The organism is Desulfonatronum lacustre DSM 10312 (assembly GCF_000519265.1).
Lineage (GTDB): Bacteria > Desulfobacterota > Desulfovibrionia > Desulfovibrionales > Desulfonatronaceae > Desulfonatronum > Desulfonatronum lacustre.
Genome location: NZ_KI912608.1, coordinates 2,637,507 through 2,653,071, shown reverse-complemented (window position 1 = coordinate 2,653,071; position 15,565 = coordinate 2,637,507). Strand labels below are relative to the sequence as shown.

The following is a 15,565-nucleotide window of genomic DNA, read 5'->3' as shown; positions in this document are numbered from 1 at the left end:
GGACATTATCCGACTTCCCGCTCACGCGGCGATCTCTTTCTCTTCTGCTGCCTTGCTCGCCGCCCTTACATTCTTGACCACGTTCTGAAACGCCTCGATGCGGGTGAGCATTCCGGCTACGGCGCTGTGTTCGTCCAGTTCCAGGATCAGGAAGGGTTTGTCGCTCAGCACGTGGCCGTAGAAGTGTTCAATGAACGAATCCGGGCCGCAGGAGAAGTTGGTCAGGTGGACGCCGAACCAGTTGGGGGTGCGGGCGATCTTTTTGGTGGCCCGCAGGATGCGGGCGCCCAGGCCCCAATACATCCGGGGAAAGTCCTCCAGGGACTCGTCGTCCACGTCCAGGAAGTCCAGGGGCAGGGCCTTGATGCCCAGCTTGGCCATCTGCCGGCCCATCTGCAGGTTCAGCCGCTCGTCGTACAGGTTGTAGGGCCGACCGGTGACGATCCAGACGGCCTCGTCGCCGTTGACCTGGCTGAGGATTTCCCGGCCCCGGCGGCGCAGGTCGGCCTTGAACCTGTGCTGTTCGTCCCAGGCCCGGTGCAGGGCACGGGCCACCACCGGCTTGGCCGGGCGCAGAGAGGGAGGCAGGCTGTCGTAGACCGCGTCCACCAGCATTTCCGGGCCATCCTTGAGGAACAGGGTGGGCCGGATGATCCGCTGGTTGTCGATGCGCAGGGCGGCCCGGACCAGGTACTGAGAGCTTTCCACCAGGGGGCAGAACTGGCCTTTTTCCTCTGGGTCCGCGGTGGCCATGTTGATCACGTTGGGCAGGAAGAGATAGTCCGCGTGTTCCAGAAGGTGATGCACATGGCCGTGGAATACCTTGACCGGAAAGCACATTTCCGCGGTCATGCTCTCCACCCCGGCCATGGCCATGGCCTGGGTGGTGGGCGGGCTGAAGACCGGGCGCAGGCCCATGCCTGTCAATAAATGGGCCCAAAACACCCCCCAGTCCAGGGAATGCAGGCTCAAGGGCACGCCGATCAAGGGGCGGTCGTCCTTTTGGGGCCGCCCTTCTCCAAGATGCGCCCCGGTCGCCTGGACGGCGTCCCGAAACAGATTCCAGCGCAACTGAAAGTAGTCCGTCTCCTTGCGCACCGCGGTCTGGGCGGTTTCGTACCGGCCGCAATCCCCGCCCCAGACGCTCTTGCGCCCTCCGAAATTGTAGATCTTCAGCTTACACTCGTTGTGGCAGTTCTTGTCCGCCCGACAGATGCTCTCCTTGAAGGCCACTTCCAGCCCGGCCAGGTGCTCCAAATCGCGCTGCTTTTCCTCCACCTTGCCGGCCTGGGCCAGTTCGCGAACGGCCAGGGCCGCGCCAAAGGCCCCCATGACCTCCCGGTGCTTGGGCACCAGGATGGGCTTGCCCGCCACCTTTTCAAAAGCCGCGACAATGCCCTTGTTCAGCGACGGTCCGCCCAGAAACATGATCCGCTGCCCAATGCGCCGGTTCTCCACCACCCGGTGCAGGTAGTTGCGGACAATGGCGTAGCACAGCCCGGCGATGAGGTCCTCCCGGCCCGCGCCCTTCTGGGCATAGGCGGTCAGGTCGGACTCCATGAACACGGTGCAGCGCTCGGCCAGGTTCACCGGATTTTTGGACGCCAGGGCCACCTCCTGGAATTCGCCGATGATGTTGATATTCATCTTGTTGGCCAGCTCGTGCAGAAAGCTGCCCGTGCCCGCGGCGCAGACCTTGTTCATCATGAAGTCCGTGGGATGGGTCTTGTCGATGGCAATGTACTTGGAGTCCTGGCCCCCGATCTCGAAAATGGTGTCGATTTCCGGATCCACGGCCACCGCGCCCCGGGCGTGGGCCGTGATTTCGTCGATGACCAGATCCGCGCTGATGAAATCCCCGACCACGTTGCGGCCCGAGCCGGTGGTGGCCACGGCCTTGAGCCGGACGCGCGGGCCGACCTCGGCCTGAAGATGGCGCAACAGCCCCTGGGCCACCTCGATGGGCTTGCCCTGGGTGGGCACGTAGCGCTTGTGGATGATCCGGCCCTGGTCGTCGATCAGGGCGTACTTGGTGGAGGTGGAGCCGATGTCCACGCCGAGATAGGCGTCGATGACCCCCCCGTCTTCCGATAGGGGCGGCAGGGTGTTGTCCGGATCAAAGACCGTGTATTCCAGGGACAGCGGCTGGGCCCGGCCGATGGCGTCCACCTTGGAGGCCGCCGGGGAGCGGAGCAGGTCCAGATCAATACTGCTTCGAACCTTGCCGCGCAGGGATTGCAGGGCCGTACCCAGAGCGCCCAGGGAGGCGTGGTGCTCCGGAACCGTCAGATTGGGGTAATATTTGCGGAAAGCCTCCACCTGAAGCTGATTGGAAGCCATCCCGCCGATGAAGATCACCGGTTCCACCAACTCCCGGTTGGCCACGATGGTGCTCATGTAGTTGGCCGCGGTGCCGTGATGCAGTCCGGCGATGATGTTCGGCAGGGTCTCGCCCTTGTTCTGGAGGTGGATCATGTCCGACTTGGTGAACACGGTGCAGCGGCAGGCCACCGGGGCCGGATAGGTGCTGGTCGCGCCCAGGGCGATGAAGTCCTCCAGAACCTTTTGGAGCTTTTCCTGGTTCATGTCGAACTGGTCGCCGTACATGGCAAAGGTCAGCCGCTCGGCCTGCTGGTCGATGAACGAGCCGGTGCCCGAGGCGCAGGGCCCGTTGACGTTGAAGGCGGCCAAGCGCCACTGGCCCTGCTGATCGTAATCCAGCTCGAACAGGGCCGCGTCCTGACCGCCGATGCTGATGATGCTGCGCACCCCCGGGGCAACCTTGGTCGCGCCGAGCACCTGGGCGATGGTCTCCACCTCGAAGGGCGCGCCTAACAGCTCGCTGATGGCTTGGCCCTGGTTGCCGGTGAAGGAAATCGACTGAATTTTTTCACCTGGAAAACGGGCGAGAACATCTTCCAGGACCCTGGCCGTTTCATCGAGAACCAGGCCGAAATGGCGGCGGTACGGGGCTTCGTGAACAAGGGTTTCAGAATCGTCGAGAACAACGCAATTGACGCTGACGGAACCGACGTCAACGCCGATATGGTAAGCCATGGGCGGGGTGCTCCTTGCAGGATTTGCGACACTCGGACAGGGGGCGACCATCACCCCCGAAGCCTTGATCTATAACCACGTCCCATGCTCCGGGCAAGTGCGAGGGGGAGTCAGGCGTACGAGCATGGGGCGAAAAGCCCTCGGCCTTGAAAAAACTGGACAAGGGCGAGGAATCTCTTTTACAGCCGAGCAGGAGCGGAAACGGGGTTGACGAGAGGAAGTCGTCACGCGTCAAAGCAAAGGAGGAGAGGGGCGAAATGCAAGAAAAGGCTTTGGGATACCTGGACTATTTCGAGCTGGAACTTACCGGGGAGGGCATGCGGATCACGCTCGCGGAAGACGCTCCTCGTGAATTGCTGGACCTGGCCCGCGAGGTATGCGGCCCGGATGGAGAGGGGTTGTTGGTCTGCCTCTACGAGGCCCTGACCTGTATCGCCGAAGCCGAAGCCCCGGAGTATTGCGCCATCGATGAAAAGGTCTGTCCTTCGGACACGTTCCACATCGTCGTGGAGGCCCTGCGGCGGGAGCGGTGAACATCTCTTAGGGATATGGCTATCAATGGTGGGACAGGCATCCTGCCTGTCCGTGCAGGCAAGATGCCTGCACTACCCAATTCTAAAACGGTGATTGAGTAGACAGCCAACTCCCTGAGTTGGCAGCGGCTCAAAAATTCTACCCGTGCTCGGACTCGATTCTACGCCGGAACCGCGTCCCGGGGCCGAAACCGGGCTGCCAGATACATGAACGGGGTGTCCAAAAGCCCGACCAGCAGTTTGATCAGATACGTGCTGATCACGATCTGGATCCAGACGTCCATGGGAAAGATGCCCAGAAAGGCGATGGAGCAAAAGATCACGGTGTCCAGAAGCTGGCTGACCAGGGTACTGGCGTTGTTGCGCAGCCAGAGGTGCCTGCCGCCGGTGCGCGCCTTCCAGAAATGGAAGGCCCAGATGTCGTGCCACTGGGAGACGATGTAGGCGACCATGCTGGCCAGGACGACCCGGGGCAAAACGCCGAAAATGGCCTCTAGGTGGGGCTGGGCGAAGTCCGAGACGGCAGGGGTGAACAGCAGGGCGATCTGCATATAGGTCACGGCCAGGATCAGGCTCAAAAAGCCCAGCAGCACGGCCTTTTTGGCCTCTTCCCGCCCGTAGTGCTCGCCCAGCAGGTCCGTGGAGAAAAACACGCTGGCATACAGAATATTGCCCAGCGTGGTGGTCAGGCCGAACAGCTCGATGGTCTTGAGCACCTGGATGTTGCACAGGATCAGGTTGAAGACGATCATGGCGAACAAGCCCTGCCTGCCGAAGAAGCGGAAGACCACCACAACCATGACCAGATCCAGGAAGGCGAATCCCAACCAAAGCGCTTCGTTCATCGTATCCGTCCGTGTTCGTTTTGCCGTATTCGTTTTGGAGTGCGCGGCTTGGGCCGCGGAAACAAAAAAGCACGAAAAAAAAGCACGGATGCGACCATCCGTGCTTTCAAGGAAGCCAGGCACCCACAAGCAACTGTTACCGCTGCTCCCTCTCGGGCCTGACGGAGTTGGCAGCGCTTATGCCACCCGGCTTCCTTTAAAATTTGAGCAAGCCCAAAAGAAGAAAGTTATCAAATGGTGCTTCGTCTGTCCACCATCGGTTTGTCTCCGCGCCGAACAATAATGATAGCGGAACTGCGAAGTTACTGCGTAATGTTTTTCGATTTCGATTTCGATCACGATTTCGATTGTGACTTGATCGTGGTACATGTGCCCATCGGGAACAAATTGGCCCTGTACCGGCGTGCGCAAGGAATTGACCCAGGGCTGAACCCGGCTTAGGTTGCGCTTTTTCAAGTCGGCAATGATTCGGAAACTTTCCTCGGCGGCAGTTGTGAGACAACGCGAACACGGAGGCAAAAGACAATGCATGACGCGGACTTTGAAGCTCGGGTCGTCACCCGGGGGCGACAGTTTTTCGGTTCCATTCAGGGCGAAGCGCCCAGCGTCTTCAACAAAGGCTTCTGGACCGGCAAGGTCATGGATTGGGCCATGCAGAACGAGGACTTCAAGGTCCAGTTGTTCCGGTTCGTGGACGTGCTTCCCTACCTGAACACGTCCGAGTCCTTGCAGCGTCATATTGAGGAATATTTCTCCGGCCAGGGCAGCGGGGACATTCCCGCGGTCCTGAAATGGGGCGCGGAAAAGTCCGGTGGCTTGTTCGGGGCCTTCGCGGCCAAGGCCATGGGCAAGCTCATCCGTTCCAACATCGAGGGCATGGCCCGTCAGTTCATCATCGGCCAGAACACCAAAGAAGCCGTTTCCAGTCTGCAAAAAATCCGCAAGGACGGCTTTGCTTTCACCGTGGACCTGCTGGGCGAGGCCACGGTCAGCGAGGAGGAGGCCCAGGCCTACATGGACGGGTACATGGAACTGCTGGACGCCCTGGCCAAGGTCCAATCCTCCTGGAAGCCCCTCGCGTCCTCCGGCGGCGCGTCCGCGGATCTGGACTGGGGCCACACGCCCCGGCTGAACGTCTCCATCAAGCCCTCGGCCCTCTACTCCCAAGCCAAGGCCGTGGACGTGGAGGACACGGTGCGGGGCATCCTCTCCCGGTTGCGGCCCATCTACGCCCGGGTCAAGGAACTGGGCGGCGCGCTGTGCATTGACATGGAATCCCTCAAGTTCAAGGAAGCCACCCTGGAGCTGTTCAAGCGGCTACGCACCGAGCCGGAGTTCCGGGATTATCCGCACCTGAGCATCGTGCTCCAGTCCTATCTGCGCTGCACGGACGAGGACCTGAAAGACCTGATCGACTGGGCCAAGGCCCAAAACCTGCCCATCGGCATCCGCCTGGTCAAAGGGGCCTACTGGGATCAGGAAACCATCGTCGCGGTTCAGAACGGCTGGCCCGTCCCGGTCTGGACCAAAAAGCCGGAGACCGACGCGGCTTTTGAGCGCCACGCCCGGATGATTCTGGAACAACAGAACCTGATTTATTTTCAGTGCGGTTCCCACAACATCAGGTCCATTTCCATGGTTATGGAAACGGCCAAGGACCTCGGGGTCCCCCCGGAGCGCTACGAATTTCAGGTGCTCTACGGCATGGCCGAACCCGTGCGCAAAGGCCTGAAGAACGTGGCCGACCGGGTCCGGCTGTACTGCCCCTACGGCGAGCTGCTGCCGGGCATGGCGTACCTGGTACGCAGGCTGCTGGAAAACACGGCCAACGAGTCTTTCCTGAAGCAGAGCTTCGCGGATCAGGCGGACATGGACCGGCTCCTGGAAAATCCTCTGAAGACCCTGGAGCGGGACAAGGCCAGGGCCTTTGCTCCGGAAACCTCCACCGGCAACCCCCTGGGCGCTTCCGCCTTCAAGAACATGCCTCTGGTGGACTTCACCGTGCCCGAGGCCCGTAGCGCCTTCCCCGAGGCCATTGCCAAGGTCCGCGCCCAAAAGGGCAAGAACTGGCCGGTGTTCATCGGCGGCAAAGAGGTCTTCACCCAGGATCTCATCGCTTCCTATAACCCGGCGGATCCGGACGAAGTCCTGGGCCAGGTCTGCCAGGCCGGCCGGGAGGAAGTGGACCAGGCCCTGGATGCGGCCCGCAAGGCCCTGCCCGGTTGGCGGGACACGTCCCCCGAGGAGCGGGCCGCGTACCTGTTCAAGGCCGCGGACGTCTGCCGTCGCAGGGTCTATGAGCTGTCCGCCTGGCAGGTCCTGGAGGTGGGCAAGCAGTGGGACCAGGCCTACAACGACGTGGCCGAGGCCGTGGACTTTCTGGAATACTACGCCCGGGAGATGATCCGTCTGGGCGTGCCCCGCAGGATGGGCAACGCCCCGGGCGAGGTCAACGAATTGTTTTATCAGCCCAAGGGCATCGCCGCGGTCATCGCGCCGTGGAACTTCCCCTTTGCCATTTCCATGGGCATGGTCTCCGCGGCCATCGTCGCCGGCAACCCGGTGATCTACAAGCCCTCTTCCCTCTCCTCCCTGGTGGGCTACGGCTTGGTGGAGGTCTTCCAGGAGATCGGCCTGCCGGAGGGCGTCTTCAACTACTGCCCGGGCCGCAGCCGGGTGATGGGCGACTACCTGGTGGAGCATCCGGATATCAGCGTCATCGCCTTCACCGGTTCCGTGGAAGTGGGCCTGCGAATCATCGAAAAGGCGGCCAAAGTCCATCCGGGCCAGGACCAGTGCAAGCGGGTCATCGCCGAGATGGGCGGCAAGAACGCCATCATCATCGACGACGACGCGGACCTGGACGAGGCCGTGCCCCAGGTAATCTACTCGGCCTTCGGATTCCAGGGCCAGAAGTGTTCGGCCTGCTCCCGGGTCATCGTCCTGGACGCCATCTACGACCGGTTCATGACCCGGCTGCGCGAAGCGGCCCTGGCCGTAAAGATCGGCCCCAGCGAGCATCCCGGCAACTTCATGGGCGCGGTGGTGGATACGGGGCAGCAGAAAAATGTTTGGGCGGCCATCGAAACGGCCAAACAGGAAGGCCGGATCGTGGTCCAGCGCGAGGTCCCGGAAAAGGGCTGCTTCGTGCCCCTGACCATTGTCGAGGGCATCCGACCCGAACACCGCACGGCCCAGGAAGAGATTTTCGGGCCGGTGCTGGCCGTGATGCGGGCCAAAGACTTCACCGAAGCCCTGGACATGGCCAACAACTCCCGCTTCGCCCTGACCGGCGGCGTGTTCTCCCGCAGCCCGAAACGGTTGGAACAGGCCAAACGCGAATTCCGCGTGGGCAACCTGTACCTGAACCGGAACAACACCGGCGCTCTGGTCTTTCGCCAGCCCTTCGGGGGCTTCAAGATGTCCGGCGTGGGCTCCAAGGCCGGCGGACCGGACTATCTGATCCAATTCCTGGACCCGCGAGTGGTCACCGAAAACACCATGCGCCGAGGGTTCGCACCCATAGCCGGCGACGATGAATGGGTGGGATGAATAATGTCCAATCATACGAAAAAAATGATGATCGCCGTTTTCGGCCAGGACCGTCCGGGGATCGTGGCCCGGGTTTCCGGGTTGTTGGCCGAAATGGGCTGCAATATCGAAGACGCCACGCAAACCATCCTGCATGACCGGTTTGCCGGAATGTTCGTGGTCCAGCCGGTTCAGGAGAGCCTGGCCCGGGAACAGGTTCTGCGGGCGCTTGAGGATGGCTTTCAAGGCGAGGAACTGACCTTCTGGTTGTCGCCCATGGAAGAAGCGGCGCCGCCCAAACCAGCCCAGGGTGCGACGGACCCGTTCGTACTCACCACCATCGGCCCGGACCAGCTTGGCCTGGTGGCCGGAGTGACCGGAGTCCTGGCCCGGTTCGGCGTGAACATCACGGCCTTGCGGGCCAACGTCAAAACCGAGGATGTTTCTCAGTGGGTCATGATCTACGAAGTGGACGTGCCCAAATCAGTGGATCGGCAGCAGTTCAGGGAAGCGCTCCACGGCAAGGCCCAGGAACTCGACCAACGCCTCAGCCTCCAACACCGGGACATTTTTGAAACGGTGCATCGGGTTTGATGTCATAGCTCATCTTAATTCGCATACGTTTTTTTCGACCAAGCCCGAGGATGGAGCGCGGTCTCCGCGTTATTTGCCAATACCAGGAGATACCAAGATATGCTGACGGAAAAAGAAGTTTTGACCACGTTGGAAATGCTGCGCAACGAACATCTGGACGTGCGCACGGTGACCTTGGGCCTGAGTCTTTTCGATCTGGCCACCCACGATGTCGGCCGGTTTCAGGATCGGTTGCTGTCCCGGATCACCGGAATGGCCGCTTCGCTTGTGGACGTGTGCGACGAGGTGGGGGATATTTACGGGATTCCGGTGGTCAACAAGCGCATTTCCGTCAGCCCCATGGCCGTGGTCGGTGCGCCGTTCTCCTCCCGGGAACTGGTCCAGACGGCCATGACCCTGGACCAGGCGGCCCAGGAAGTGGGCGTGGATTTCATCGGCGGGTTCAGCGCCCTGGTGGAGAAAGGGTTGGCCCGGGGCGACCTGAGTCTGATTGAGGCGGTCCCGGAAGCCCTGACCGCCACGTCCCGGCTCTGCGCCTCCTTCAACGTGGCCACCACCGCCGCGGGGATCAACATGGACGCCGTGCTCTTGCTGGCCAAGACCATCAAGGCCGCGGCGGCCAGGACCGCGGACCAGGACGGCCTGGCCTGCGCCAAGCTGGGGGTCTTCGCGAACATTCCCCAGGACGTGCCCTTCATGGCCGGGGCCTATCTGGGCGTGGGCGAACCCAATGCCGTGATCAACGTGGGCGTGAGCGGGCCGGGCGTGGTCAAGCGGGCCTTGGAGCGGGCCATGGAGGCCGACGACCACCTGGCCCTGGACGAGATTTCCGAGGTCATCAAGCGCACGGCCTTCAAGGTGACCCGGATCGGCGAACTCATCGGCCGGGAGGTGGCCAAGCGCCTGAACGTGCCCTTCGGCGTGGTGGACCTGTCCCTGGCTCCTACGCCCAACGTCGGGGATTCCGTCGGGGAAATCTTTCAGGTGCTCGGCCTGGCCCACATCGGGGCTCCCGGTTCCACCGCGGCCCTGGCCATGCTCAACGACGCGGTGAAAAAGGGCGGGGCCTTTGCCAGCTCCTCGGTGGGCGGATTCAGCGGGGCCTTCATCCCGGTCAGTGAAGACCTGAACATCGCCCAGGCCGCGGCCGAGGGCCACCTGACCCTGCCCAAGCTGGAGGCCCTGACCAGCGTCTGCTCCGTGGGCCTGGACATGGTCGCCCTGCCCGGCGACACCTCGGCCGAAACCCTGGCCGCGATCATCGCCGACGAGATGGCCATCGGCGTGATCAACCGCAAGACCACCGCGGCCCGGCTGATCCCGGTTCCCGGCAAAAAAGCCGGAGAAAAAGCCTTTTTCGGCGGCCTGCTGGGCGAAGCCGTGATCATCCCCGTCCCCGGCTCCGGCGGCTCGGACCGCTTCATCAACCTGGGCGGCCGGGTTCCGGCACCGTTGCAGAGCCTGGGGAACTGAGGGCGTTTTCGCTGGAGAAGTCGTTCAGCCGCGTTGATCTCTGGAATTGCTCATAACGCTCCGAATGACTTCCATGACGAGGAATTTATCCACGGGCTTGACCAGATATCCGTCCGCGTGATGGTTCTTGCTATAGGCCGCCCGGACTGTTTCCGGGCTGTTCGAGGCCGTGACCATGATGATCCTGACCCGACTCATTGGGTTGATCCCCATGGCCTCCTCTTGGTTGCGGATTTCCTGCAATGCAGTCAGTCCATCCATGATCGGCATCATCACATCAAGAAGAATCAAGTCGTAGGGAGCGCCCTCGACATGGGCGCGAAGAAAAGCCCGCAGTCCCTCCTCTCCGTTGGCCGCCACCTCGTTGCTCCCCAGATGCGCGATCATCTCCTGGAGCAGGAACCGCGCGGTACTGTCGTCAACGATCAAAGTTCGCATTTCCCGCCCCCCGCGCCAATCATTTTTTCAGATATTTGGTGATGGTCACGGTCGTGCCCTTGCCAGGCGTGGACCGAATGTCAAAGGCGTCGCTCAGAGAGCGGGCCCCGCTCAGGCCCAAGCCCAGGGAATTGGTGGTGCTGACGCTCCGGCTCATGGCTTGGTCCACGTCCTTGAAGCCCGGACCGTGGTCCGTGAATTCCAGGGTCAGGCCGCTGTTGTTGGGCGTCGGACTGAGGCGCATCCGGCCCTTGCCGGCATGGACGACGATGTTTCTGGCCAGCTCCGAAACCGCGGTGACGATCTTGGTCTGGTTGATCATCCCGAAGCCCATGCGCTGGGCCTCGGTTCGGGCGTGTTGTCGGGCGACCAGGATGTCTTCGTAGCTGCTGATGGATATTTCCAAAGTCGTGGTTGCGGCGGCCGTCATGGGTTCTCCTTGGTGTTCATCGGAGGCGGGCTGATGGTTGGTTGATGTTCCTGCTTGACTCGTCCAGGGACCGTGATCCCGGATCAGAAAAACGTCACGTCGTCCTCCGGCTCCGAAGCGGCCTGGACGGCCTTGGGCTTGGCCTTCACCTTCACCGACTTGCGCTCCGCCTTCTCCGGCTTCAAATCAAGGATGGAGTGGGCCAATGTGCGCTCCGTTTCCATGGTGTACATGGCGGACAGCCGGCCGAGAATCTCTTCGCGCAGGCCCAGATGGAGCAGTTCGGACTCCAAGACTTCTTTGCTCTGAACGCCTGCAAAGTCCTCGCTCATATCCTCCAGGGCTTTGATGACATGGCTGACCACCTGCTTGATGATGTCCTCGAACTGCAAACTGAAGATCATGGAGTTGATCCGGTCCCGGATGGACGAGGTTTCGCCGATGGTCTGGCCCATGATGCCTTCCATTTCCGTGGAAATGTCCAGCAGGGAGACAAACAGCCCCTCCATCAGGGCGCTGGTGGAGTGGACGTAGGCGTTTTCCACGGAAATGGCCTCTCTCACGGCCTGGGTGGATTCCTGAATATGCGCGTGGGCCCGCTCCAGCCCTTCCCGAATGTTGTCGGCGGATCCGGCGGATTTGTGGGCCAGCTTGCGCACCTCGTCCGCGACCACGGAGAAGCCGCGTCCGGCGTCCCCGGCCCGAGCCGCCTCAATGGCCGCGTTCAAGGACAAGAGGTTGGTCTGGTCCGCGATAAAGGCGATGTCGTCGGAAAAAGGGAGCACTTCCTCCAGGATTTTTTGCATCTGATCCAGCATCCGGGCGTATTCGGCCTTGCCCTCCACGATCAGGCTCAGTTCGGACGCCACTTTCTTGATGGTTTCCAGGTAGCGGTCGCGGATAAAGGCGAAGTCTTTGTGCGTGCCGCGCTGATCCGCGGAAATGTGCTGGGCCAGCCGCTGCCTGATGTTGGTCATCAGTTGGTTATTGGCGGTAATGCTCCGGTCCATGCTGCCCACCAGCTCGTTGAGCTGCCCGAGAACCTGGACCGTGGCGGTTTCGATGCTGGAGGTGGAATGGTTGAGTTGGCCCACGGCCACGGCCAGAACCTGTTTGGCGATGTGAATCCGGCGTTGCAGGGACATCATGGTTTCGGCCAACGGTTCCATATGGGCTTGGGTCTCAGCCGCCTCAGCCTGACTGGCCTGGAAGCGGACTTCCAAGTCCAGGAGCCGTTCCTGTTCCTGGGCCAAACGCCGTTGCCACCGGTCTTCCTGCTCCGCCAGCCCAACGGCGTGTTGTTCCTGGATGTGTCGGCGGCTGGTGGCCGGCGCGAACCGCGCCACAGCCGCAGCCAGGGGCAGGAGCAAGGCCGCCACAAGGCCGCCCACGGTCGCGGGGATGGTTGCAAACGGGCTTTGTCCGGCAAACCAGGTCGGGCCGTAAATCGTCAGCAGCACGGTCCAGATCGCGGCCAGGATCAGTCCCGCGGCAAGTCCGAGGAGCAACAGGCGGCGGTTGCCGGGTTCTTCAAGGCGGTCAAGTAAGGTCATACAGCAACTCGTCATGGTTATGGCGCAGGGCTTGGCCGAGAAGTTCCGGGTTGAGCACCAGCAGAACCCGGCCATCTCCAAGGATGGTCACTCCGCCCAGGAAGGAGAGTTCGGAAAACGCATCGGGAACGGGCTTCACGGCGATTTCACAGTTGCGCAGCAGCTTGTCGATGATCAATCCGTAGCGGCCCCTGGCATCGTTCAGGGCCACCACCAGCAGATCCTCGTCATCGGACCAGTTCCGTCGGCTGCCGGGGAAGAGGTCGGCCAAGTGGGCCACGGGCAGCATCCCGCCCCGGTAGTGCATGCCCCGGCTTGCCCCAAGGTCATGAATCGCCGAGGCCGCGACCTTGACGGTCTCCAGGACGCCGTCCATGGGCAGGGCGTATTCCCCCGTTCCGGCGGCCACGTGCAAGGCCGTGGTCACGCCCATGCTCATGGGGATGGTCAGACTGAAGGTGGAGCCTTGCCCTAGGACGCTGTCGATGTGCACCGTGCCCCCCAGCTCGCGCAAGGTGGAGCGGACCACGTCCATGCCCACGCCCCGGCCGGAGATGTCCGACACCTCTTCCTTCATGGAAAAACCAGGCTCAAAAATGACGTCCAGAATGTCCGGATCATCGGGGCCGTTCACGGGCAGGCCGTTGCGCGAGGCCTTCGCGAAGACCCGTTGCCGGTCAATGCCCCGGCCGTCGTCGGTGATGGTCAGGGCCAGATTGCTGCCTTCGTGCGCGGCCTTGAGCATCAGCCCACCGCGTTCCGGCTTGCCCGCCGCGATCCGCTCCTGGGGAGGCTCCAGGCCGTGGTCGCAGGCGTTGCGGATCATGTGAATCAGCGGATCGGCAAGAATATCGGCGACCTTCTTATCGATTTCCGTCTCCCCGCCTTCGATGGTCATGTCAATCAGCTTGCCCTGCTTGCTGGAGATATCCCGGACCACCCGGCTGAATTTCTGAAAAATTCCGCGGATCGGGGTCATGCGCAGGTTCATCACGCCGTACTGCAGTTCGTTGGTGATCCGGGCGAACAGGCGCAGGTTGTCCTTGAGGGCCTTGATGTCCGCGGACTCCAGACTCTGAGCCTGGTCCAGCCGGTCCACCAGAAAGTCATAGGCATTCCGGGCGATGATCAGTTCGCCCACGGTGTTGCCGAAGTCGTCGATCTTGGACTCCTCCACGCGCATCACCTTCAGCTCCCCTTGGGCGCTTGGGGCGGCGGCATTCGCGCCGCGCTCGCCGCGCTGTCTGGCAAGGGCCTGATCCAGGTCTTCCTCGGTGATCTTGCGCTCTTCCAGCAGAATTTTGCCCAACGGCTTCCAGGTGGGCGATACCTCGGGCCGGGTGGTCCTGTCCTGACTCTCGTCCGGTTCCAGTTCCGTGACGTGGATCAGCTCCGGGTCATAAGCCAGGTCCCGGATTTCCGCCGCAGAGAGGTCCGTGATCACGATCAGGGTGGCCCGCAGATAGATATCCAGTGGTCGGTATTCCCGGATCCCCGGAATCAGACAGCGGCAATCCGCCAGATAAAAGGAGCAGTTTTCTTTGAGGTTGCGCAGAAAGACCAGAGGATCAAAGCCGTTGGCCAGATGCTCCGAGTCGAACATGGGCTCGATATAATAGACATGGCGCTGGGGGTGGTCCGGATCGTTGAAGGAACTCCAGAGCGCCCGGCCGTTCACCTCGTCCAGGGGCAGCCGCGGCGGGACCACCGCTGCCTCGCTGGTGGCGGCGTATTGATCGTGCTGAACGGTTTTGCCGCCGGCGGCCTGAATCAGCTCCGCGTAGCGCCGGACCAAGTCATCCGGCGGGATGACGGCTTCGCCGCGCAGTGTCGCGGCCATGATTTCCCGCAGGGTATCCAGTCCCTGGAACAGCAGATCAACCAGCTCACCGGTCAGAACCATGCTTTTCCCACGCAGGCCGTTGAGTACCCCTTCCAGGTGGTGGGCGAAAGCGCCCAGTTCGTCCATGTCGAACATCGCCGAACTGCCCTTGATGGTGTGCACGCCACGGAAGATGGAGTGCAACAATTCCAGATTCGCGGGATCAGCTTCGGCCTTGAGCAGGCTTTCCGTGACCGTGTCCAGGATGTCGCCCACCTCGATGATAAACTGCTGGCGGTAATGGTCTTTCTTATTGTCCATGGCAGGGTCCGGGTGCGAGGGTTCGAGGGTGTTCGAGGGGGTGCTCGGGGCACGTCCCATTGATTCAGTCCGGTTTACGTTCAATTTAAGGCGAAGCAGTGCATGCTCGGGGTCGAAATCGAAAAAATAAATAGATCATGAAACTATTGCGATACCGATTTCGATTTCGATTGCGATTTCGATACTGACAACAACGCTAAGTGACCCAATAGTATCTTTTTGAAAGCAAAGCTGATTCAATTCGGTAGGACATGCTCAGCCAATAATTTTTTTGACAACGGCCAGCAGGGTGTCCGGCTTGAAGGGCTTGACGATCCAGGCCTTGGCCCCAGCTTGTTGGCCTTCCTGCTTCTTGCCGTCCTCGCTCTCCGTGGTCAGCATCACGATGGGCAAAAACTTATGCTTGGGCATGGCCTTGACGGCCTTGATCAGGCTGATGCCGTCCATGTTGGGCATGTTCAGGTCGGTCAGGATCATGTCGAACTTCTTGCCGCCGCCGAGAACATTCAGGGCCTCCTTGCCGTCCGAAGCCTCAGCAACCTCGTATCCGGCTCCGCGCAGGGTCATGGCTACCAGCCCGCGCATGGAAACCGCGTCATCAACGATCAAAACAGATTTCATGGGTGTTCTCCTTGCTCTTGAAGATTGGGGCCGTCGGCTTGGTCCTGGTCCACGGACAACCGCAGGCCGTACAACTCCTGGAGTTCCCGGAAGGCCGGGCCGACATTCTCCAGCAAACAGGGGACGTTCATGTCCCGGGCCGTCCGTTCGATGCACAGCACCAATTGATAATACGCCGTGTCCATGGACTGAACCGCGCCCAGGTCCACGACCACCTGATTGATGCTCGCGGCGTCCCATTGGGCCTCGGCCAACAATTGGGCATGCGCTTCGACTTCGAAAATCAGGCAATCTTCCGGCAAAACAACACGCAAGGTTCCGGCGTCCGTATCTATTCGCATGGCTTC

12 protein-coding genes and 1 other RNA gene are annotated in these 15,565 nt (G+C 61.5%); 4 read left to right on the top strand and 9 right to left on the bottom strand.

The annotated features are described in order from the left end of the window. Positions 1-21: 21 nt before the first annotated feature. The gene (locus tag DESLA_RS0112535) at positions 22-3,057 is read right to left on the bottom strand and encodes an acyl-CoA dehydratase activase (RefSeq protein WP_028572716.1); all 3,036 of its coding nucleotides are present in this window, start codon (positions 3,055-3,057) and stop codon (positions 22-24) included. Positions 3,058-3,314: 257 nt separating this feature from the next. Here DESLA_RS0112535 and DESLA_RS20345 point away from each other — a divergent pair, with 257 nt between their 5' ends. Then, complete coding sequence (locus DESLA_RS20345; protein ID WP_035261798.1) at positions 3,315-3,590, top strand: hypothetical protein; 276 nt, start codon at positions 3,315-3,317, stop codon at positions 3,588-3,590. Between the two features lie 161 nt (positions 3,591-3,751). On the opposite strand, the gene DESLA_RS0112525 is transcribed toward DESLA_RS20345, so the two are convergent. Together DESLA_RS0112525 and ffs are read right to left on the bottom strand one after the other, a co-directional pair. Next, on the bottom strand, positions 3,752-4,435 hold the full coding sequence (locus DESLA_RS0112525; protein WP_028572715.1) for a queuosine precursor transporter: 684 nt from the start codon (positions 4,433-4,435) through the stop codon (positions 3,752-3,754). A gap of 103 nt (positions 4,436-4,538) precedes the next feature. Continuing rightward, positions 4,539-4,634: signal recognition particle sRNA small type (gene ffs / locus DESLA_RS22485), an RNA gene on the bottom strand. A 326-nt stretch (positions 4,635-4,960) separates the two neighbouring features. On the opposite strand from ffs, the gene pruA reads away from it, so the two are divergent. The 3 genes from pruA to DESLA_RS0112505 all read left to right on the top strand — a co-directional run bounded on the left by pruA (position 4,961) and on the right by DESLA_RS0112505 (position 10,033). Next, complete coding sequence (pruA, locus tag DESLA_RS0112515) at positions 4,961-7,987, top strand: L-glutamate gamma-semialdehyde dehydrogenase (protein ID WP_028572714.1); 3,027 nt, start codon at positions 4,961-4,963, stop codon at positions 7,985-7,987. A gap of 3 nt (positions 7,988-7,990) precedes the next feature. Next, a complete protein-coding gene (locus DESLA_RS0112510; protein ID WP_035261796.1) occupies positions 7,991-8,560 on the top strand; it encodes a glycine cleavage system transcriptional repressor in 570 nt (189 codons plus the stop codon). Between the two features lie 99 nt (positions 8,561-8,659). Further along, the gene (locus DESLA_RS0112505; RefSeq protein WP_028572712.1) at positions 8,660-10,033 is read left to right on the top strand and encodes a PFL family protein; all 1,374 of its coding nucleotides are present in this window, start codon (positions 8,660-8,662) and stop codon (positions 10,031-10,033) included. 24 nt (positions 10,034-10,057) lie between these two features. On the opposite strand, the gene DESLA_RS0112500 is transcribed toward DESLA_RS0112505, so the two are convergent. From DESLA_RS0112500 to DESLA_RS0112475, 6 genes are all read right to left on the bottom strand, one after another. Continuing rightward, positions 10,058-10,471 carry a response regulator gene (locus DESLA_RS0112500; RefSeq protein ID WP_028572711.1) on the bottom strand — a complete coding sequence of 138 codons (414 nt, stop codon included), beginning with the start codon at positions 10,469-10,471 and terminating at the stop codon, positions 10,058-10,060. A 19-nt stretch (positions 10,472-10,490) separates the two neighbouring features. Continuing rightward, positions 10,491-10,901: an anti-sigma regulatory factor gene (locus DESLA_RS0112495; RefSeq protein WP_028572710.1), complete on the bottom strand. Its 411-nt coding sequence runs from the start codon at positions 10,899-10,901 to the stop codon at positions 10,491-10,493. 83 nt (positions 10,902-10,984) lie between these two features. Next, positions 10,985-12,454: a methyl-accepting chemotaxis protein gene (locus tag DESLA_RS23555; protein WP_028572709.1), complete on the bottom strand. Its 1,470-nt coding sequence runs from the start codon at positions 12,452-12,454 to the stop codon at positions 10,985-10,987. After that, positions 12,441-14,597, bottom strand: a complete 2,157-nt coding sequence (locus DESLA_RS0112485) for a chemotaxis protein CheA (RefSeq protein ID WP_028572708.1) — start codon at positions 14,595-14,597, stop codon at positions 12,441-12,443. Before DESLA_RS0112485 ends, DESLA_RS23555 begins: the two co-directional genes overlap by 14 nt. Before the next feature lie 255 nt (positions 14,598-14,852). Then, on the bottom strand, positions 14,853-15,218 hold the full coding sequence (locus DESLA_RS0112480; protein ID WP_028572707.1) for a response regulator: 366 nt from the start codon (positions 15,216-15,218) through the stop codon (positions 14,853-14,855). Next, positions 15,215-15,559 carry an STAS domain-containing protein gene (locus tag DESLA_RS0112475; RefSeq protein WP_169732629.1) on the bottom strand — a complete coding sequence of 115 codons (345 nt, stop codon included), beginning with the start codon at positions 15,557-15,559 and terminating at the stop codon, positions 15,215-15,217. Before DESLA_RS0112475 ends, DESLA_RS0112480 begins: the two co-directional genes overlap by 4 nt. Between the last annotated feature and the right edge of the window lie 6 nt (positions 15,560-15,565).